Source organism: Tenuibacillus multivorans (genome assembly GCF_900103915.1).
Taxonomy (GTDB): Bacteria; Bacillota; Bacilli; order Bacillales; family Alkalibacillaceae; genus Tenuibacillus; species Tenuibacillus multivorans.
Genome location: NZ_FNIG01000002.1, coordinates 314,309 through 334,850 on the forward strand (window position 1 = coordinate 314,309; position 20,542 = coordinate 334,850).

Consider the following 20,542-nt stretch of genomic DNA (forward strand, 5'->3'; position numbering starts at 1 on the left):
CTCACTTTCTTCGTTTATTTATGTGGGTAACATAGTAATTTTTAAGCATTCTTAATTAATAATTCCTTATCTCGCTTGTCTAATTTTTTTATAGCCGCTTCACGGCTCATGGCTTCTGATTTCGTATCAAACTTTTCATAGTAGGCTAATTCAACGGGTAATCGCGTTCTCGTATATTTTGATGCTTTTCCGACTTGATGTTTTTGGAGACGTTTTTCTAAATCGTTTGTATAGCCTGTATATAGTGACTGGTCATGGCAGCGTAACATGTAAGTATAAAACATCTATTTCGCCATCTCCCTTAATTGACGCACACGTTCATCTATTTTCTTAAGGTAATCTTCACTCAAGTGATTCGTACCACCCCGGACAATTTCATTATGATAATGATCGGGTGGGGCCAATTCGTCAACTTTATCCTTCACAATAAAGGTCAACATCGGTACCATCTCTCCATCTATCTCAACATCTACCACAGCTGGCCGGTACATCCCGCGGTAAACACCTTCTCGTTCATATAAATATGCTAATGCTTCGTTTGTAATCTCATAGACAATACCTTCTACAGCCTGTTCGTGATCCTCCACAATATCAGCTCTTCCACCATCTGATACACGGAGAGTAAATCTCAGTTCATGATGATACAGTAGCCCTCGTCCAATCGTATTAAAATCATTGAGCTTCCCAACCTGATCGATTCGCTCATCATCCATACAGGAACCGTACGCGAAGTAAAGCGGAACCCCTTTATCTAGCAACTTTTTCAATCGCCAATCACCAAACGGCACTTCCGGAAAGTCGACCTTTCTATCAGAAGGGTAAAAGTATGTCTTAGCCTTCATCACACCTGCATCTGTTTCAACCGTTCTTTCCTCTCTTAAATAGTGCGAATCACTCGGGTTTCCTGTATTTCCCTCAAGCTGATCCAAATCTATTAAAATATCATCGTTAATCTCGTAAACCTCGCCATAGACATAGTCAGAGGTCTCATTGATTAATACGGGAAAGTCATTCCCAGAATCTCTTAAAACACCTTTCGTCCGGGCTTGCTCAGCTACAAGCTTAGCGTTTTTCAAATAGTGGTGATTGCGTTCATTTTTTCTTAATGTTCCATAAACAAAAACGAGTAATTGTTTCAAGATTAGTGCCCCTTTATGCGCGAGATTTTGAAAATACGCGCGAGTTTCATTATTTATGCGCGACTTTTACAAATTATGCGCGACTTCCATTCCCCATTTACTCCATTATAATAGAAAATAAAAACATAACCACACCGAATTGATGTGGTTAGCTTAAGCCTTTTCGAATATACTCGATCGTCTTTTCAATCTCCATCTCGTCGTTCCAGTCATAGTGCGGCAAGAAAACAAACCTTGTGATGATGAACCCGATAACGGTTGTCATGATCAGTCGTAATACCGTATTAACTGGAAAGTCCTTCGAGATATCTCCACTCCTTTGGTATGTTTCAACCCATTTTATAAAATGAGGATAAACCTTCTCAAGGAAGTTTTCAGCGAATAGTTGCTGAATTTCTGGATGAAAACTAATTTCTTGAAACAAAATCTTTACAAGCGTCGTATTCTTTTGAACGAATTCAAATCGATTATAAACAATTTCACGTAAGAGGTCGTCATAGTTTTCATTTGTTTCTTTTTCAAAAACCTCTTTAACAAACCGGTCCGCAAAAAATGGTATCGCAAACCTCGTTACAACGGGGGATACAATCGAAATCAATAAGTCCTTCTTCGTTTTATAATGACGGAAAATAGTTCCTTCAGCGACACCCGCCTTTTTCGCAATTTCACTCGTCGACGTCGCGGCGTAGCCTTTTTCGGCAAACATTTCGATTGCAGCTTGTAAGATTTTCGCTTGCTTGGGTGTTAAATCCTTATCTTCTTCGCTCGCTTTCATAAGTTCTTGGAGTAAATCTTGTTCATTCATACTGACACCTCTATTGCCTTATAGTGCGCGATGCTTTTTCAATACTCTAATATTAAGTATAAAGAAAATGAGAGCAAATCCAAATAGAATTAATAATTCAAACCAAACATCTTGAATGCCTTGACCCTTGATCATCATGCTTTGCAGCGCCTCAGCACCATACGTTAACGGCATGAATTGACTTAACACTTGAATCCAAGTATCTAATGTTTCTAAATTAAAGATACCTGAGAAAAACACTTGCGGAACGATTACAATTGGGATGAACTGCATAATCTGAAATTCGTTATTCGCAAACGATGATAATAACGTTGCTAAAGTTAGTGCCGTTATCGCAAGTAAGATGGTCACTAATAGTAGCTCCCAGAAGTTCCCTACCATAAACATGTCTAATACATAAATGGAATATAACACAATGATAAGTGATTGAATAATGGTAAAAATACCAAAACCGATGACATATCCTGAGACAAGCTCCCACCTTTTAATCGGGGTCGATAACAGCTTTTCCAGAGTGCCCTGTGTTCGTTCTCTTAAAAACGAAATACCACCAATTATAAACACAAAGAAAAAGACGAAGAATCCAATTAACACCGGTCCTGTTCGGTCAAACAAACCTAAATCAGCCAAGCCATAATAAAATTCGACCTCAGGTTCCGGTATCGGGGAACCAGTATCAATTGAGCTAACCGCCTCTTGAAACAGTCGCATCACGGCCGAATTCGACGTCGGTTCACTTCCCTCTAATAAAATGATTGGTGTCGCTTCCTCAATCGTGATAAACGCATCCACTTCACCATCTTTCAGCAACTCATTTGCCTCATCAGGTTTCGCTGAAACGATCTCTTGAGCATAATCATCTATCGTGTCAACAAAAGGATTTGGTAAGTTATCGTAGGCGATTTTAGGCTCATAATCATCACCATCTAGCACAAGCCAAATAAGTGTCAGAACTAACAAAGGCGCAACAATCATTAAGCCCAACGACCGTTTATCCCGTTTAAATTGTCTTACAATCCTTCTTACAATCGCTTGGATTCTCATTACTTTCCACCTCCCACAGTTAAGAAAACTTCCTCGATGGACTGAACATCATAGGCATCCATTAACTGATGCGGTGACCCCTGTGCCATCACTTCACCGTCTCTCAGTAAAGCCAGCTCATCACATTTATTCGCTTCATCCATCACATGCGTCGTGACAATGATCGTAATGCCTTGCTGCTGTAAGCTTCTGAATTCATCCCAAATCTCTTGCCTTAAGACTGGATCAATCCCAACAGTTGGTTCGTCTAAAATCAATAACTTTGGCTGATGCAAAAGCGATGCCGCCAAAGATAATCGTCTTTTCATACCACCTGAGAATTGCTCAACTGGTTTATCTAGATGATCCAATAAGTTCACTGTTTGCAATACCGATTTTATTCGTTGTTGTAGCTCCGATTTTTTCAATCCATATATCGACCCCATAAACTCCAAATTTTCTCTTGCCGATAGTTCCTGGTAAAGCGCATCAGATTGAGCCATATAACCGGTTAAATTCATCAATTCAAAGGACGGCACCCGCTTCGAATCAATAAAAATATCACCCTCGTTTGGATCTAAAATACCAACGATCATATTAACTAAAGTCGTCTTCCCAGCCCCTGATGGCCCTAATAGTCCAAAGATCTTCCCCTCTTCAATGTTTAAATTAATGCCTTCTAATACCTTCTCCTTCCCAAACGCATGGGAAACTCCCTTGACCTCAACAAAAGCCACTTTAAGATCACCTCTTTTTATTTGTGAGTGAGTACTCACTTTTATTATATGTATAATTTTTTATAAAAGTCAATTCTTTTTCGAGGGCAACTTGGACAATTAGATTGAAAACTTGGACACTCAGGCTGCGAACTTGGACATTCGAATCCAGAACTTGGACACTCAAACTACGAACTTGGACATTCAAATTGCTAACTTGGACACTCAAGTAAACTTAAGCACTAAAAAAGGACCCCTACCATTTAGAGAGTCCAAAAAAGATAAAAACCGATCGACACCACCGCGATATCCGCACAAATATGTAGAATCCAAGAATTTAAAAAGTTATTCGTTTTGGTATTGAGCCAGCAGAAAACGATCCCGACTGTAAACAACCCGATTAATGCCAGACCTATTAACCAAATATCGAACCACGTCGCAAAAATCGCAACATGATAAACCGCAAATAGTCCAGATGAAAAAATATACCCTAGCAACTTATAATCGGATTGATAAAACTTAAGGAAAATAAAACCGCGGAAGTAAAACTCCTCAAGCAACGAATTTCCAAACGTGATATACAAGGCGATAAAAATATAAGTCTCAAACGTGATATTTAACCGTTCTCGTAAATCTAGAATAATGGTTTCAGCTTGGATGAAATCCTGCAATATCACATAAGCCAATATAATAATCACCATAGAGACAATTCCAAGACTAAAACCATACGCCAATCGTCGTTTATCGATATGATTTAATCGTAATGAATGCCATATTGGTTCCTTTAACACAATCTTTATGTACCATAACGGAATTAATAAAAATAATACAATTTTACTTCCTGTTTTAACGATGTACGAAGCCAGTAAGACTTGTTCAATAACATACAGCATCAAGCAACTAACCACCGTTAAAACGATTATATTCGTTATATGTTTTCGATTCATCGTTTCCCCTCCATTAAGAATAATATCATATAGATATAACTAGTAGGAAGATGCATAAGAATTCGTATTTAGAAAAAAATATCCTCAGACCATAACAACAGACTTCCCTCAATAGGAGGTGACAATATGGATAAGAAAAAGAAAAATACGAAAGAAGATCTCAATGTAAAATTAGGTGGTATGGGGCTTTATGGATCCACATCTAATGAGGAAATTGCGGGTTATAAGGCTTCAGGTGATATAGAGAATGCAGGACAATTGGACAAAGGATTTGAAAAACCCGACGAATCCGATAGACAACCAGATGCCTCCCTTAAAGAAGGCGAACAAGAGGACTATTAAATAAAACAAACACGCATCTGAATGAATAGACTTCATCAGATGCGTGTTTTTATAGCGTTAAGCAGTTTTCACAAAATCAATAAAGGCTTCCACTTTACGATCTAAGAAATTAAGCGTGTCTTCATCAATCAATTGACCCTCATCGAATTTCTCATTTGCAAAACTGATTAAAATTTCGTTACTACCTGGAGCAAGAACTTTGGACTGAATCCCAGGAGCTGAAAGAATTTGACGTAAATGCGTTTGAGCGCGTAACGTTCCTGCTACACCAGGAGTAACACCAAGAACCATAACGGGTTTCCCAATGAACACCTTGTCCACACGTGAAGCCCAGTCCAAAGCGTTTTTTAATACACCAGGAACAGACCAATTATATTCAGGTGTCACCATAACGATTCCATCAGCCTGTGCAATCTCTGCCTTAAAATCTTTTACAACCTGTGGCGGGTCATGCTCTTCATCTTGATTAAATAATGGTAAAGAACCGATATCAGCAATTTTTAAATTTATCTTTTCCTTAAATCGCTCTTCCATTGTATTAGCCAGTTGCTTATTAAATGACTCTTTCCTTAAACTTCCTACGATCATTACAATATTCATGAATGATAACCTCCTCTAGTATTGCTGACAATAATTATTTGCTGAATACTATGTATTATAACATTAGATTCATAATAAACTGTTCACCAATCGGTCCAACTTTTCTTCTACCTGTATCCTGAAATCCAACCTTTAAGTAAAGTTGCTGAGCAGAAATGTTTTTATGATTAACAGCTAATACAATTTCATCACAATCAGGAAATTCTGAAACAACAAACTCTTTTAATAAAAACATTGCCTTTTTAGCATAACCCTTTCCTTGTTCGGCATGATTTATTGATAATGAAGTTAGCAACATAGCACTGGGATTATCCGAATAATCTTTCACCCTGGCAGTGGCGTGTAATAAAAAGAAGCCTACTGGTTTTGTTTTATTAAGAATAACGATCCGATGCTGACCATCTTCGACTTCTTTATATTGATCCGGTAATGCCGTGAATTGTTTTTGATCTTCAGGCAATTTGAAGGAAGTTAGTGCATCTAAATGTTTATTTGAAAAATGTTCTAATGTTATGTACTCTGTTTTTTCCATTTTCATTTCCCCCTTGATAGTTATATTTTAGCAAGGGAATGTGTGTTCGTAAATGGTTTTAAAAAAAGAGCTGAAAAATCAGCTCGAAAATTCTATCACATGAATTTTTTAATTATCTCTTTTTCTAAGCAATCAGTTCAAGATGCTAAGTAACTAGTCCCCCTGATCAATAAAATACGTATCATATGGTTCATTTAAGATGTAGCCTAGTTTTTCTGCTAATTTTACCGATTCCATATTTGCGCCATCCCAACTTGGATACAACCCTCTATTAAAACACTCTAAAATTAATGCAGATGCCGCAACTGTTGCTAAACCTTTTCTCCTATGATCATGATGTGTAGCGACTTCAAACTCAATTCCATCATCGTAAATACTATATGATGTTGCACCACATACAACCTCCCCGTGATGGAGGACGGCAAATCCGATTCCTCTATCAATAAAGTCATTAACAGAATTAAATTGACTTATAAAATCTTCAGAAAGCTCATGCAGTGAAGGATCTTTTGCGATATTCAGATCAATCCGTTTTAGTTCATATTCTTCCGGTAGTTGGTTTAAATTGTTTTTGATACGAATTCGATCTAAATGGTTGGGGTTTTTATAGAATTCAAACCGTTGAAACTTCTCAAATGACCCTTTATGCACCGTTTCAACCTTCCTTTTCCATTCTTCAGTTTTAACAATAGCAAGTGTAAATTCTGGTAGATTATAAAGTAGTTGGTCAGCTTCCTCCGCGTTCGGATTCCCCGCATAGAATACAAAAATCCCCACTGTTATTTGAGCAACTGTAGGAGATCATCTACCCAGGCGTTTCCCATATGTCCTTGTAAACATGATGAAACGACAGTACTCTCAAAATCTTTAAACATTGGCTTTAATTTTTCTCTTAAACTAACATCCGCTTTATATATCACAGTTATTTGTTCCTCCTATTATTAGCAAGAACAAAAAAGTTAGGTTATGCCACAATCACCCTTTAATTCCCAATAAAAAGGACTATCGTTTACTACGAGAGCCCTTGATTTAAGTATATATTTTTGGAAGGTAAAATATTGGGTAACGTAGCTCCTTTGTTCTTGAATAAAGTTTTTGTATAACCACAATATCACCCTCCTTCTAATTGATTTCCTAACATTTTAAATATAACAAAAAGTTACCAATATGCAAATTATTTTCTTAATAATTTATCGAAAATACTCATTCAACTATTACCTGAGATTGTTCCAAAGTGGCTCTCTTCACCATTATGGAAAATCCTAATGGTTTCATAACTATTATCCACGTTCACTTTATAAAAGCGTTCATGTTTTAATGACTGATCCGAATAGTCTATTGCTTCATCACTTTCATATATTAATCTTAATGTTTCACCATCTGCTTCCACATCAAAATCAGTAAAGTAATTAACTTTTTCATCCTGGACAACATTAGAACCATTTAAATAAACATGAATAGCTTTATTATGGTTATCGAAATAAAGATGAACACCATTATCATTTTTAACGCCATGAAAAAACGACTGAACATCCTTGTTAAGCTGATCCTCACTCTCTTCTGAGAAAGATAAAGATGAGTCTGAATCACAACCAGTTAATAGAACAATACCTAACAGTATAATCGACAAAAGGTTCCTCAACATAATCTCCCCTTTTTTAGCTAATATCGTAATATCACTCCCGCAAAGTTCCCACTCAATACAGGTTTCTCCTTCTGATTTGTGCATAAGAAAGATGCCTCTATTAACATCCTCTTATGATCTTGCTCTTCAAACTTTTCAATTGTTACTTCACAAACTATTGTATCTCCCGTAAATACTGGTCTTATAAACTCAAAATTCATAGTACGGGCGAGTACATTGTTATCCCCACCTATTTTTGTTGGTAGAGTTGCCGTTAATAACCCTTGAATGACGAGTCTACCCTTTTCATCTGGGGTTCTGTGATGAGTCCCTTCATCACCTGAAACCGTTGTAAATAATTCAACATCCTTTACAGTAAAAGTCCGTTCAAACTTAATTTTGTCTCCAACTTTTAATGGCATTTAAATCTTCCTCCTAGTACATTTTATAATGAACCGGAATTTTATTATTGCTAGTTTTCATTTTTAACCTTAAAACCTCATCAACTAACCAAAAGATAATAGAAGAAATCACAGCTGCATAAAGATAAATTTCCACCTCAAGAGCAGAAAACAAAATGAATCCGTACAAGCTCCCAAAACTTATATGTATAATAAAGGCCATAATACTTCTTACTTTACCGAAAAAAAGCCGTGTTACGAAATCAGACAGCAATGAGACAGGCACACCACACACGAATATAATGGGAGTTGCAAACACAAGAATAAAACCAGTCAATTCGACCCCAATAGGATTGGCAATACTTGATAAAACGATTGCTGTTAAAAGCGATGTGATCAGGAATCCATATATTTTTCTCCGAAACATTCCTTCCCTCCTTTGGCAAGGTCAAACCTATCAAGATGCATAAAAGAGAATCTTACCCTTTATACAATTACAAACTTATCATAATGTTTAAAATTGTTAAATAAAATTAAATTGAAACAGAATTCTTGTGAGATGTTGATAACAAATGAATGAGAAGGTTTATCTAAAGGTAAAAGGTATGCATTGCCACGATTGTTCTGCAAAAGTTGAAAGGTCAGTTTCAAAAATGAGTGGTGTAACGGAGGTAGACATTGATTACCAAACTGAATCTGGAACAGTGACATTTGATAACACTTTAATAGAGCTATCCCAAATCTTTAATAGAATCAGTAAAATGGGGTTTGAGGCAAGAGAAACAAAAAAACATTTAACATAAAAGACTTTTATTCGGTTAATCGTGATGAGGTTGGGGGATGGAGCATAGGCTAATTCACAAAGGGAAGGCTTAAATGATGAGAACCAGACATCCCCGCTTCTTCTGATGACTAACAAATAAAAATTCTAAGACTTCCCTTACTGAATCCTTACAATCTATTCATTGACTCTAGTGTTCGCATAATACCTTGTCTGTATGAAGTCTTAGGTAATGGTCCAATATGTTTTTCATATTTTTCACCTGATAAGATCACCGGCTGTTCATTTAAATACATCATTTCCACAAATTCCTTCATCATCTTATCAAAAATTCCTAAAAAACGGATCATACCTCTTTTAACCGTCATGACTCGTTTGTTATAGCCAGCTTCATCTTTTAATATTTCCAAAATTTCGTGTCCCGTAATGACATCATATCCAGGAATGTTCCAATTTTGACCGTAAGCATTTTCCCTGTTTGCTAGCTCAGCAATCGCCTTTGCTCCATCTGGTATAAAGATAAATTCTCTCTTTAATTGTTTTCGACCTATGTAGATACCAGATTTATTATTTGCAGCTGCTTGCAAGGTTTGACCAAGCACTGTGTCTTCTGCATTTGGACCGTAAAAGTCTGGAAAATGAACAATTAACCAAGGGGTATTAGAAGATTTTACGATATTTTCAAGTTTAAGACGGATCACACCTTTTTTGGTATTTGGTTTTTTAGGTGAATCTTCACTAACCTTTTCTCCTTGACTCTTTCCATAAGCATAAATGTTATCAACAATTGCTAACTTGCACCCAACTTGCTCTGATGCTTTGACTATATTAGTCATGAGCGTTTCTTGTTTTTCTGCCCATTCATAATAGGGGATATTCACAGAATGGAAAATGACATCTACACCCTCCGCAGCTTGAATCAAATCTTCATATTGAAAAACATCACCAGGAACAATCGAAACCTCACTTCTCTCTCCAAATAATTTTTTTAATTTTTCTTCAGTTCTTGCAAAGGCTACCACTTTTACGCCCCTACTCTGTAATTCATTGACAATGGCTGAACCCATTCCTCCTGATGCCCCTAACACTAATGCTTTTTTCATCAAACATTCCTCCCTTTTACTTTTTTACTAACCAATGGTCAATTAAATTCAAAAAATTATATTTCTATCGTTGTTAAAATAAATTCAGCGTGTGAAGTGGCTATTCCTTTAATGTTTTCAAACGTCTCTTCACATTTAATATAATGCGTTACAAATCCATGAAGAGATAAGAAAATCGACCACATTTTTTGCGGCGTCAATACTTGTGGACCACATAGTTGATACACGGCTTTAGCAAACTTTTCATAACTTTCATTCGGTCCTCGATTCATTAACGTATTGATGTTTTCGTCTTTAATCAAAAACATAATCTCATAGTGTTTAGAATGGGTAACGCCAAACTTAATATAAGCCATAAATATTTCTATCAGCTTTTCTTTATCACTAATCCCCATATTCATTACTTTTTCCAGTTCTTGATCTAACAATGAAAAATCTTCTGCGACTATGGAGTACAAGAGACTAGCTTTATTTTGAAAGTGATAATAAATAGCTCCATGACTCACGTTTAATGTAGCTGCAATTTGACGCATCGAAACACCACGATATCCTTTTTCCACAAATAAGTCCCTTGCTACATTTAAAATCGTGTTTCGTTCTAACTGTTGATCGACAGGTTTTCTAGGTGAAATGATAAACGCCTCCTGAATTAATTGACCACTGTTCAATTAAACTGTATAGAAAAATGCTCCAATTGTCAACCTTACTTTTCGATTTAAAAACCCCCAAGCAATCAAATGCTTAGGGGCTACTTCATTTATCGATTCACACGATCATCTTTTAACCCTGACCAAAACGCCGCAATAATCGACGCAATCACCACAATAAATGGAGCCCAAGTAATTAAGAAATCGTCCATGATCAATACCTCCTCTTTTCGCCTCTAACGTAACGTTTATTAAACAAGAATAATCGAGCTAGTAAAAAGAGTGATGGAATAAGCAAAGCAAAACCAGCAATAAACGCGATAATCAGCGCTGTTGCCATTGCATCATTCGTAAAGCCATCGTAGATCGTTAAATACGGATACAATAGATACGGGTAATGCGAAGCCCCATAACCGAAAAATGCTAATGCAAATTGAATAATCAAACTCCAAAAGGCGAGGCTATAATATTTTTTGACCCATAACAGCACGACCGTGACGATGAAGAACACAAATGATAGGGCGAACACCCACCAGATGTCCATAATATTTTGAAAGTGTTCGGCATTATGCTGCTGTAGCTGCATGATGATTAAACCGGCCGATAAAATCGTCGGTCCACTCCAGGCCAACGCATATTTTCGTAGTAGTCCACGTGCTTTATCGTCCTTGGCTACATCTGCATACGCGGTTAAAAACGTTGCAGAGATATAAAGCACACTGACCACACTTAACATAACGATACTCCACGTCAACGGACTGAAGAACAATTCGCCATACATCAGCTTCGGCGCGTCATTAACCATTTCCACAAATCCACCTTCAGAGATGGTAAGCACGATTGATAGTGAGGCTGGGATAAGTAATCCTGCCAGACCATATAAAAAGATATAAACTTTACTATCCTTCGCTCCATACGTTTGAAACGCGTAATAAGACCCGCGAATCGCCAGTAATATAATCGAAATACTCACCGGCACTAACAAAGCGGTCCCGTAGTAAAAAGCCGTACTCGGGAAGAACCCAACGATCCCGACGAAGAAAAAGACGAGAAACACGTTAGTAACCTCCCACACAGGTGATAAATAACGCTGAATAATATGGTGTAAAATATGCTTCGTATGCGCGAGCTCACTGTAAGCACTGAAGAATCCAGCACCAAAGTCAATCGAGGCAATGATAATGTAACCGAACAAAAACAGCCATAAAACCGAGATCCCGACAATGGCCAAATCCATCACCATTCACCTCTTTCCCGTGCGTGGTCCGCTAATTCTTTTTCAACAGGGTTTTTCTTAAACATTTTCCTTAACACAATTACACTGGCCGTCCCTAACACGATATACAAGCCAACAAATAAAAGCAGCATCGTATCAACGTATCCAGCGGTGGTGGCGCCTTCAGGTGTTTTCATAAATCCTCTTAAAATCCATGGCTGACGGCCAAACTCGGCATAAAACCAGCCCATCTCAATCGCGATAATCGCAAGCGGCCCCGTTAACACGAGCAAGAAGTTGAAAAATTTCTTTTGCACGAACCTCCACCCTTGCCCGATCGCAAACCAATACAAGAGTGATATGAGCGTCAACCAGACCCCAATCGACACCATGATGTCGAAGAAATAATGTACAATGAGTGGTGGCCGTTCATCTTCTGGAAATTCATTTAAACCAATGACTTCAGACGTCGGATCGGAATGAGCTAGAATACTCAGGGCAAACGGGATTTCGATTGCACCTTGAACCTCACCATCGTCATCCAACCAGCCGAACATTTTCAGTGGCGCTTTTTCTTCTGTTTCAAAGTGCCACTCAGCTGCCGCTAATTTTTCAGGTTGATATTCGGCTAAGAATTTACCGGAAAAGTCACCGACAATGACGGTTGCAATCGAAAAGATGAGACCGACCTTCATCATGAGGTACAGTGATTTTTTATGATAAATATGATTTCGACCTTTTAATAAATGGAATGCTGCGATGGATGCAAGAATAAAGGCTGATGTCATATACGCCGTCGTCAACACGTGCGCTACCTTCGTCGGAGTGGCCGGATTAAACATTGCCGCAATCGGATCGACGTTTACGAGAGCGCCATTGACTATATCAAAGCCCTGCGGCGTATTCATAAACGAGTTCACCATCGTAATAAAAAACGCCGAGAAAGAAGCCCCAATCGCAACGGGGATCAGTAATAACATATGCTTCTTCTGATTCTCAAAGCGATCCCACGTGTAGAGGTAGATCCCTAAGAAAATCGCCTCAAAGAAAAACGCAAAGGTTTCCATAAAGAGCGGCAAACTAATGACATGTCCCGCAAGCTCCATAAAATTCGGCCACAGTAAAGATAACTGCAAACCAATCGCCGTACCCGTCACAACACCAACCGCAACTGTAATGACAAACCCACGTGTCCAACGCCGCGCTAGCAAGATGTAGTGTTCATCATTTTTCTTAATCCCGATCCATTGCGCAATCGCAATCATGAGGGGAACACCAACACCAATTGTCGCGTAAATAATATGAAACGCTAACGTCAGCCCGGTCAACGTCCGACTGAAAAACACTGGATCATACTCCCACATCAAACCAACCCCCTTTGATTAAAAAAACCAAGTACATGCCTTAACCGTGTAACTAGCAGTAATCCCATTTAAAAAAGTCGACCAACCAATGAAAGTAACATAATGATTGCAACTGAAAAACTGAGGATGATTAACCACTTTTCATGCTTTTTATACATTAGCATCTCCCCTTTATGTTTATCATACCCTCTTTAATCCCTTTACTAATCGAAAAATCCTTAAAGCTTTGTTACGAACCATTGATATTTTTGTGAACTTTTTCACAAACTTGTGACATTGGCGGAATGAAGTCCTGTTTTGGTGGATAGGAGGCTTGTGATGGCGGATCGAACCTTCATCTTGGCGGATAGACTCTCTATTTTGGCGGATTGATTGCCCGTGACGGCGGATCGGATGTTCGTGATGGCGGATTGAGCCACGGGTGATCCCAGAACGAATCGGCATTAGTGTAAACTCCTCGACACAATAAAACAAATTCTATCAAAAATATTCAGAACTTTACATATTTTTTAATGTATAGTAATTTAAAACTATCTGCATACATAAGGAGAAAAAAGAATGAACTACTATTTAAAGCACGAATTCAAGCTCATACTGAAAAGCAAAAAGAATCTATTATTTATCGCTTTTATCGCTATTATTCTGCTAACCTATATTTTATTAATGCTCCCAAAAGAAGAACACGTCGAAACTGTCGAACCTGAAGAAATCAAGCGCGACCTTGATCAAGTCTTTGCTCAACAGGAATTGAGGCGAGAATCAGGCCAGACATACTATAACCGATACACAGGGACCTCCTACTATGCCCTGCGCGAATCTTATTACCATTTACATAATAAAATCCTAACGTCCATTGATGATGATAACTACAGACGTTTTACGCATCTCAGACTCTACTATTTATTAGGAAATCCAAGATCATTCATTTCAAGCGCCGAAGGTTATGAACAATCCCCTTACCCAGGTAAGGACAAATTGCATCTTTATTATCAAACACTTCTCAGATATCAAAGCTATTTAGACCAAGATCAACTCATCACGTACCCGATGATTGTTGAAAAAACAACCCTGCAAAAACTTCAGGAACTATTGTTAAGCTCTTTAACGTATTTAATCATTTTTATGGCGATTTACTTTAGCTGCGATATGTTAGTACGCGACAAACAATACCAGTCCCTTACGCAAGGACTGCCGATGTCCTGGTATCGCACGATTAACTTGAAAAGTCTCGTCGCCTTTATGTTTACCTTACTCACGATAGTCGGTTTTAGCTTAATTGGCGCGATCATCATCTCGCTTCAGTACGGATTTGGCCATTTCAACCTGCCAATCCCAATTAAAACCGACCTTTACGGTTATTCGCTTGAAGCCTATAACACGATGTCCATGGGTGAATTTTCATTAAAATCAGTAAGTTTCATCCCATTACTCATATTCTTATTCATACGCTTTAACGCGCTTTTAAGCTTACTTGTTCGCAATACGTGGCTCGTCTTATCCGTTAGTACCATTATTTTACTAAGCGAGTTCATCTACTATGACAGAACGGTAAAAGAATTATTTGGTCTTGACTTAAGCTATTTCCCGCAAACCTATTTTGATTTTGGGAAGGTCGTCGCCAATGAGAAAAATTATCTCTTTAATGTCGAAACAATCACATATAGTCAAGGACTGATTGTCATATTTATCACCATCATCATCGTCGAAATTTTACTCTATACCATGACAAAGCTCATCACGAAACGAAAGTTTTATCAATCATAGATGACAGGAGACTACCATTATGTTTTGGAAATATACGCTATTTGAGCTGAAATTCATGCTCTACAATCGCAAACCCTTAATTATCGGCATCGGGCTCATCATGTTCTTTATTTTCTATTTCGTTCACTTAAGCCAAACGACACCCGAAACCATCAAACAGCAAAAGACACAGGAAGTCGACATCTATAACTCTACCTTAGACCAGATGGATTACCAGCAGAAAGACAACGAAAAAGCAGAACAAGTGTATCAAAGCCTATTAGACCAACTATCCATGGTCCGTTACCAAGGCTTTTATTACGGCGAAAACCAACACGATGATTATATTGAAACAGGTCTAAAAGTCAATGAAGAACGACTAAACGTACACGAACTAGGTAATGAAGGCGTTCCAGAGTATCTCATTTTTCCAAAGGAAGAGATTTTAAAAGAAAATGAATACTTAACCTATTTACAGGAACACAACTTACCCGTTGAAGAAAATTCTTATCAGGCGAATCAATACCTTGAGACTGCCGTCAATACCCTGAGCGGTCTTCTATTCGCCTTTATTCTTTTACTTAGCGGAAATGAAATTCTCGTCTATGAAAACAGACACCCATCCGTTATGCGAGGATTACCAATATCATTTTTGAAAAAATCAATCAGCAAAATCAGCGTGCATTTTACCTATATCATCGTGTCACTCGTACTTGGCATTGTGCTTAGCGGATGGTATGCAGCTCACAAATTAGGAGCCGGTAACTTTAAAAGCCCGATCGTCATCTATCAAAACGGTGGCTATGAAGCCATCTCAACAACACACTATTTACTTTTAATCGTACTTGGATTCGCATTGATTACCATTTGGATATTAGCCCTATCCGTACTCATGAACCTACTATTCCAAAACGCCTTTGCGAACCTGGTCGTCGGATTGAGTATTTTCTTAATTCCAAGCTTAATGATGGCGATTGATGTGAACACGGCGATTTTCCATCCATTCGCCTTAATCGATATCGCGAGCGTTTTATCTGGGTCCTTAGCCGTCGAGCTACAAAACCCAGCGATTGATTACGGATACGCCATCACATGGTTAATCGTCTTGATTATCGTGACCATGCTCATCGTAATCGCGAAAATCAAACTAGAATTTTACGATGTAAAGGCCATTTTCCGCTCAATCTTTCATCAAAAATCTATGAAAAAGGAATGAGGACCAATGCTTAAAATAAAAGATGTATCCGTATCCTTTAAAGACCATACCGTGTTAGACCAACTTTCCCTAACAGCTTATGAAGGAGAAATCATCGGTCTAGCCGCACCCAACGGTACTGGTAAAACAACATTGTTTAACGTCATTGCCAACTACCTGAAGCCGAACGAAGGGACCGTTGTCTTTAACGATCAATACGAATACAAATCAGAAAAAGATGAGGTCGATATTTACAAACAGCTTACCCCCTTTCCCGATCAAGGCGATTTATTTGAAGAACTATCAGGCGTTGACCACCTCAAACTTTACGCCAACATGTGGAAAGGAACGAGCAAGCACATCAAAGACATCATTAAAGAACTGAACATGGAAAGCTACGTCAAAAACAAAGTGAAAACCTATTCCCTTGGGATGCGTCAGCGCCTCTGTTTCGGCATGATGGCCGCAGCGGATTCGTCAATCATGTTAATGGACGAAGTCATGAACGGCTTAGACGTCTCGAACGTCGCCTTAATATCAGAAAAACTGATCGAAATGAAAAACAATCAAAAGCTCATGTTCGTCGCATCACACTTACTCGAAAACTTAGACCTTTACGCCGATCGCGTCCTGTTTTTAAAAGACGGTAAAATCATTCACGAGCATCACATTCACGACAACCATGACACCTTTATTAAGGTCAGTCTCGACCCAAACAGGTACAATGAATTTAAACAAACCTATGACTTACCAGAGGATCATCATTACATCTCAGACCGATTACTCTGCATACCATTTAGCAAGCTTACATTATCTGAACAAACGACATGGCTCGAACGCGTCATCCAATTCGACGAACGAGAATTCGAAATCGGCACACTCGGAACACTCGAATACTATGAAAAATACTACCATGACAGCTACATTCGAAAATAAGACTAGGAGTTAGATCATATGAAGTATACAATCTTAATACTGCTTATTGGCACCGCCCTACTAGCCGGCTGCCAAAGCAACATCTCGAACGCGACAGAAAGCTATATTGAAAACTATGAAATCATCGGTGAAGAAAAAGAAGGCATGCTAGAAGATGTGAGCGAAACGATCTTTGAAACCACTGACCGATCCAACGCTCAAGCAGAAGAAATACTTGAATATTATCCAGAAGAAGATATTGAAGAATTAACGATTAATCCTGGCCGATATCAGATTACCGGTGATGGATCGGGAAACGTTTATATTTATGATCAACAAGGCGACCTCCTCTTTCACGATATTTTAGGCGGTCGAAATGGTGTTGAAAGCATTACTATCGACATTGCAGAACAACACACCATTAAAATCGATGGCCTGTTTCACATCAACTTCACCCCTGTTCCAACTGAGATTAAAACCGATTTAACAGCCGGTATTTGGGAAGTTGGAACCGATGTTGCAGCAGGCACCTATGACGTGACAACACCACACGGAATCGGCTACGTCCAAATCTTTGACCCAGATGGCGACCATCAAGTCTACGAATTCATCGCCAATGAACTGAGCCAAACGAAAAGCACTATCAAACTAACAGAAGGTCAGATGGTAAGAGTAACCGACATCTCATTAGTAAAACTAAAACCCTCTGAATGAAAAAATCGTCCAGGTCCGGACGATTTTTTTACTCTTTATTAATATCTTTCGCAATTAAAATAGCTCTTTTCGCATAATGAAAAGCGAGATAACCACACATTCCAATAAATATAATACCAAAACCAAACCATAAATAACCCAAATATTGCGGCACCGATACCGCTACAGCCGCAACTAATAACCCTCCGATTAATAAATAAGTCAGAACTCGCGCTAACATAATTGAACCCCCGACCAAAAAAAGTATTGACAAGTTAAGTATAAGCTATTATATTAATATTTGTCGATAAATTTAATTGAACAAATTTCAACAATACGACTCCGTAGCTCAGCTGGGAGAGCGCCACCTTGACAGGGTGGAGGTCGGTGGTTCGAGCCCACTCGGAGTCATAGGGTGCCAAACCTAACTAGACCTCCCTCGCCCACTGGGCCCGGGAGGTCTTTTCATGTTCAAAGATATTTTGTAATGTTTACTTAAAATACTTGATTTGAATGGTTGTGGTCACATATTGGTCACATTGATTATTAAATAAAATTTTCTCTTACTGGATTGATTTATAAAAGAAATAACAGTGATTAAAAGATAAATATACGTTCTAGAGATCCTTCATCTAACAAATATCCAATCCGTTACATTTTTTTTTGGAAGTTCTCTATTAATTGATTGAACTCATCATTACTCATATTTACATAAATGTTTTTTAGATATATCTTTTTAAAGTGCGTTACCTTTCTATACGAAAGTTTACATGCTTTTATTATTTCCCACCTATGCTTTCTTTTAATTATTTTATCCTTTGGTTCTTTAAAACTCATACTTATGAATAGTTGTTGGTATTCTGAAAAGGTAGCAAAACAATATGCGATTGGAATAAAAAGAAAAGATAACGCTATAGGGATGGTAAATTTAATTAGTAGATCCAAACTATTAAAGGTAACATAATTCTCGATAGCTTTTTTTAGAGTCAACCCAAGGATTCCAAATCCTACAAATGCTGTGATAAACGATAATAACTTTTTAACCTTATAATACTCATCCTTAGTAGTAGCAACTGTTTCTAATAAAATTAAAAATGTCAAAAGAGGTAATAGGATCAATTCAGTGAGAATGCTAAATGTAATTGTACTTAATAAAAACTCAACAATAACAATAAATTTAAAATTCCTTTTTAATATATTCGTAAAATAATGATTGTTTTCATTGATTGTTATAACACCAAAACTAACCGGTACCCCAACAAAAATCACCCAGAAAGTAACATCTTTCAAATAATTCAATTCCCAGAATGAAAACAATGAAGCTATTACTATCAAAATTGTAGAGTATATAATAATAATAACCAATGGAATAATTATTTGCTTAGATGTAGCAGTTCGAACCACATTAAATACAGAGTCTCTAATTTTAGGCTTTGAAAGAATAAAGATAGTGAAGATAATAATCCAAATTCCAATAGCAATTTCACGACTAGAGAATATGTCAGGGAATGAAGCAAAATCAAGTTGAGATATTCCTTTAATAACTATACTTGTAATAGACTTAATATCCATTTCACCTAATATAAAGCCAGCTATAAAAACCAGTATAAAGCTAAATATTCGTTTCATTCCTAGTGACTCCCTTTTATTATCAATGTACCTCATTTGAAGCATGTGGGTGGTTCTTCTGCTTCGATAGGTAATATATAGGAGAGCCACCCTATGGTTAAATTAAACATTATTATCATATCGTAATGTTCTACCCCGTAAATTTCTCCTGGATACTGGGGTCAGACTCTTTTTCTTTCGATTAAACTAAAATGAATCATTGTCTTCTGTACAGTTAAAACATTTATTATTTAAAATAGCTTCTATATGATAGAATTCACCGCAAGCTTCACATCTTTTTTGTTGGTCAATGTCTGACAATATGTGTTCCTCCGGATGAAATATTCTTCTTATCCATTGCTTTTGGATAATCAAAGATGTATCTAACTTCCATTTATTTATTCTACTTCTTCTTTGATAAACTACCCTAGCTTCATCAAGTTTTTGTTTAAATTCCTTGTAATCACAATTGTTAACTTTTATATAATGCTCCTCAGCTTCATTTGCCCTACCATTTTTTTCAGCTATATTAAAATGAATTGTATCATGGCACAATCTGCATATCCCTATTATATTAACAAGCTTTTGGATATGTTTTTCTTCATCCCATTCCCATACTTCATGGGCATCTAGCATACAATCTTGTTTCCTGCAAATTTGACATTGGTTATTATATATATCATAAACTTTTTTTCGTAATATTTCCCATTCGGGTTTTGCTCTCAAATTTTGCCCAATAGCTGTCCTTGGTATAAATGCGAGTTTTAGTTTCACTTTTTTCACTCCTTATCATTTTCCAAGAAGATTATCTTACGAGTTATCTGCATGTAAAATATAGGAGGGGCAATGCTTATCAGTGTAATTACCAACCAACCCTCGCCGTTTATTAAGCAATTTATTTTTTGTTTCTAATATAGTTGTTATTTCATTAAACGAAAATAACTTATATGAAAGTATATTTCGTCTAATAGAACCATACATTTGGATTATCGTAATAAGTAAATATTTCTTTGAAATAAGTGTTTTAATTATCTTATTTTGCATCAATTTTACCTCCAACGCTATTCTATTTACTAGACAAAATACCTTAGTTACTAGTAAAAATAGTTTAAAAAACTCGTGAATCTGATTATAATTAAAGATGTTGC

25 protein-coding genes, 1 tRNA gene and 1 pseudogene are annotated in these 20,542 nt (G+C 37.3%); 7 read left to right on the forward strand and 20 right to left on the reverse strand.

Annotated features, from left to right (window positions below):
* Nucleotides 1–41 precede the first annotated feature (41 nt).
* From BLP77_RS04300 to BLP77_RS04325, 6 genes are all read right to left on the reverse strand, one after another.
* Entirely contained in the window at nt 42–284 is a 243-nt protein-coding gene (locus tag BLP77_RS04300) for a GIY-YIG nuclease family protein (protein ID WP_093855876.1), read from the reverse strand.
* Nucleotides 285–1,139 (reverse strand): gamma-glutamylcyclotransferase family protein, encoded by an 855-nt coding sequence (locus BLP77_RS04305; protein WP_093855877.1) that lies wholly within the window; start codon nt 1,137–1,139, stop codon nt 285–287.
* A gap of 148 nt (nt 1,140–1,287) precedes the next feature.
* Complete coding sequence (locus BLP77_RS04310; protein ID WP_093855878.1) at nt 1,288–1,944, reverse strand: TetR/AcrR family transcriptional regulator; 657 nt, start codon at nt 1,942–1,944, stop codon at nt 1,288–1,290.
* Between the two features lie 18 nt (nt 1,945–1,962).
* Nucleotides 1,963–2,988 carry an ABC transporter permease gene (locus tag BLP77_RS04315; protein WP_093855879.1) on the reverse strand — a complete coding sequence of 342 codons (1,026 nt, stop codon included), beginning with the start codon at nt 2,986–2,988 and terminating at the stop codon, nt 1,963–1,965.
* Entirely contained in the window at nt 2,988–3,704 is a 717-nt protein-coding gene (locus BLP77_RS04320; protein WP_093855880.1) for an ABC transporter ATP-binding protein, read from the reverse strand. The genes BLP77_RS04315 and BLP77_RS04320 overlap by 1 nt, the downstream gene beginning before the upstream one ends.
* A 242-nt stretch (nt 3,705–3,946) precedes the next feature.
* Complete coding sequence (locus BLP77_RS04325) at nt 3,947–4,630, reverse strand: CPBP family intramembrane glutamic endopeptidase (protein ID WP_093855881.1); 684 nt, start codon at nt 4,628–4,630, stop codon at nt 3,947–3,949.
* Between the two features lie 126 nt (nt 4,631–4,756).
* Here BLP77_RS04325 and BLP77_RS04330 point away from each other — a divergent pair, with 126 nt between their 5' ends.
* Nucleotides 4,757–4,972 (forward strand): hypothetical protein, encoded by a 216-nt coding sequence (locus BLP77_RS04330; protein WP_093855882.1) that lies wholly within the window; start codon nt 4,757–4,759, stop codon nt 4,970–4,972.
* A 57-nt stretch (nt 4,973–5,029) separates the two neighbouring features.
* Here BLP77_RS04330 and BLP77_RS04335 read toward each other — a convergent pair whose 3' ends face one another.
* The 6 genes and pseudogenes from BLP77_RS04335 to BLP77_RS04360 form a co-directional block, all read right to left on the reverse strand.
* Nucleotides 5,030–5,572 carry an NADPH-dependent FMN reductase gene (locus BLP77_RS04335; RefSeq protein ID WP_093855883.1) on the reverse strand — a complete coding sequence of 181 codons (543 nt, stop codon included), beginning with the start codon at nt 5,570–5,572 and terminating at the stop codon, nt 5,030–5,032.
* A 55-nt stretch (nt 5,573–5,627) separates the two neighbouring features.
* Nucleotides 5,628–6,104 (reverse strand): GNAT family N-acetyltransferase, encoded by a 477-nt coding sequence (locus BLP77_RS04340; protein ID WP_093855884.1) that lies wholly within the window; start codon nt 6,102–6,104, stop codon nt 5,628–5,630.
* 153 nt (nt 6,105–6,257) lie between these two features.
* Nucleotides 6,258–7,024 (reverse strand): annotated as a pseudogene (locus tag BLP77_RS04345) (GNAT family N-acetyltransferase).
* Nucleotides 7,025–7,311: 287 nt separating this feature from the next.
* Nucleotides 7,312–7,746 (reverse strand): hypothetical protein, encoded by a 435-nt coding sequence (locus BLP77_RS04350; protein WP_093855885.1) that lies wholly within the window; start codon nt 7,744–7,746, stop codon nt 7,312–7,314.
* Nucleotides 7,747–7,766: 20 nt separating this feature from the next.
* Nucleotides 7,767–8,150, reverse strand: a complete 384-nt coding sequence (locus BLP77_RS04355; RefSeq protein WP_093855886.1) for an FAS1-like dehydratase domain-containing protein — start codon at nt 8,148–8,150, stop codon at nt 7,767–7,769.
* Between the two features lie 13 nt (nt 8,151–8,163).
* On the reverse strand, nt 8,164–8,556 hold the full coding sequence (locus tag BLP77_RS04360) for a hypothetical protein (protein WP_093855887.1): 393 nt from the start codon (nt 8,554–8,556) through the stop codon (nt 8,164–8,166).
* A 145-nt stretch (nt 8,557–8,701) separates the two neighbouring features.
* Here BLP77_RS04360 and BLP77_RS04365 point away from each other — a divergent pair, with 145 nt between their 5' ends.
* A complete protein-coding gene (locus BLP77_RS04365; protein ID WP_093855888.1) occupies nt 8,702–8,932 on the forward strand; it encodes a cation transporter in 231 nt (76 codons plus the stop codon).
* 148 nt (nt 8,933–9,080) lie between these two features.
* Here BLP77_RS04365 and BLP77_RS04370 read toward each other — a convergent pair whose 3' ends face one another.
* The 5 genes from BLP77_RS04370 to BLP77_RS04385 form a co-directional block, all read right to left on the reverse strand.
* Complete coding sequence (locus tag BLP77_RS04370) at nt 9,081–10,013, reverse strand: SDR family NAD(P)-dependent oxidoreductase (RefSeq protein ID WP_093855889.1); 933 nt, start codon at nt 10,011–10,013, stop codon at nt 9,081–9,083.
* A 56-nt stretch (nt 10,014–10,069) separates the two neighbouring features.
* Nucleotides 10,070–10,645 (reverse strand): TetR/AcrR family transcriptional regulator, encoded by a 576-nt coding sequence (locus BLP77_RS04375; RefSeq protein ID WP_093855996.1) that lies wholly within the window; start codon nt 10,643–10,645, stop codon nt 10,070–10,072.
* Nucleotides 10,646–10,770: 125 nt separating this feature from the next.
* Nucleotides 10,771–10,872, reverse strand: a complete 102-nt coding sequence (gene cydS, locus BLP77_RS16235; protein ID WP_371859610.1) for a cytochrome bd oxidase small subunit CydS family protein — start codon at nt 10,870–10,872, stop codon at nt 10,771–10,773.
* 2 nt (nt 10,873–10,874) lie between these two features.
* Nucleotides 10,875–11,897 carry a cytochrome d ubiquinol oxidase subunit II gene (locus BLP77_RS04380; protein WP_093855890.1) on the reverse strand — a complete coding sequence of 341 codons (1,023 nt, stop codon included), beginning with the start codon at nt 11,895–11,897 and terminating at the stop codon, nt 10,875–10,877.
* Nucleotides 11,897–13,240 (reverse strand): cytochrome ubiquinol oxidase subunit I, encoded by a 1,344-nt coding sequence (locus BLP77_RS04385; RefSeq protein WP_093855891.1) that lies wholly within the window; start codon nt 13,238–13,240, stop codon nt 11,897–11,899. Before BLP77_RS04385 ends, BLP77_RS04380 begins: the two co-directional genes overlap by 1 nt.
* Nucleotides 13,241–13,798: 558 nt before the next feature.
* Here BLP77_RS04385 and BLP77_RS04390 point away from each other — a divergent pair.
* The 4 genes from BLP77_RS04390 to BLP77_RS04405 are packed head-to-tail and all read left to right on the forward strand — an operon-like array spanning nt 13,799 to nt 17,807.
* A complete protein-coding gene (locus BLP77_RS04390; RefSeq protein ID WP_093855892.1) occupies nt 13,799–15,004 on the forward strand; it encodes a hypothetical protein in 1,206 nt (401 codons plus the stop codon).
* A 19-nt stretch (nt 15,005–15,023) separates the two neighbouring features.
* Nucleotides 15,024–16,199, forward strand: coding sequence for an ABC transporter permease (locus BLP77_RS04395; RefSeq protein ID WP_093855893.1), 1,176 nt, complete (start codon nt 15,024–15,026; stop codon nt 16,197–16,199).
* 6 nt (nt 16,200–16,205) lie between these two features.
* Nucleotides 16,206–17,114 carry an ATP-binding cassette domain-containing protein gene (locus tag BLP77_RS04400; protein WP_093855894.1) on the forward strand — a complete coding sequence of 303 codons (909 nt, stop codon included), beginning with the start codon at nt 16,206–16,208 and terminating at the stop codon, nt 17,112–17,114.
* 18 nt (nt 17,115–17,132) lie between these two features.
* The gene (locus BLP77_RS04405; protein ID WP_093855895.1) at nt 17,133–17,807 is read left to right on the forward strand and encodes a hypothetical protein; all 675 of its coding nucleotides are present in this window, start codon (nt 17,133–17,135) and stop codon (nt 17,805–17,807) included.
* Nucleotides 17,808–17,835: 28 nt separating this feature from the next.
* Here BLP77_RS04405 and BLP77_RS04410 read toward each other — a convergent pair whose 3' ends face one another.
* Complete coding sequence (locus tag BLP77_RS04410) at nt 17,836–18,027, reverse strand: hypothetical protein (protein ID WP_093855896.1); 192 nt, start codon at nt 18,025–18,027, stop codon at nt 17,836–17,838.
* Nucleotides 18,028–18,124: 97 nt separating this feature from the next.
* Here BLP77_RS04410 and BLP77_RS04415 point away from each other — a divergent pair.
* Nucleotides 18,125–18,197 (forward strand) — tRNA-Val (locus tag BLP77_RS04415).
* 240 nt (nt 18,198–18,437) lie between these two features.
* Here BLP77_RS04415 and BLP77_RS04420 read toward each other — a convergent pair.
* Both BLP77_RS04420 and BLP77_RS04425 read right to left on the reverse strand, forming a co-directional pair.
* Nucleotides 18,438–19,415: a hypothetical protein gene (locus tag BLP77_RS04420; protein ID WP_093855897.1), complete on the reverse strand. Its 978-nt coding sequence runs from the start codon at nt 19,413–19,415 to the stop codon at nt 18,438–18,440.
* Between the two features lie 186 nt (nt 19,416–19,601).
* The gene (locus tag BLP77_RS04425) at nt 19,602–20,168 is read right to left on the reverse strand and encodes a hypothetical protein (RefSeq protein WP_093855898.1); all 567 of its coding nucleotides are present in this window, start codon (nt 20,166–20,168) and stop codon (nt 19,602–19,604) included.
* Nucleotides 20,169–20,542: the final 374 nt, after the last annotated feature.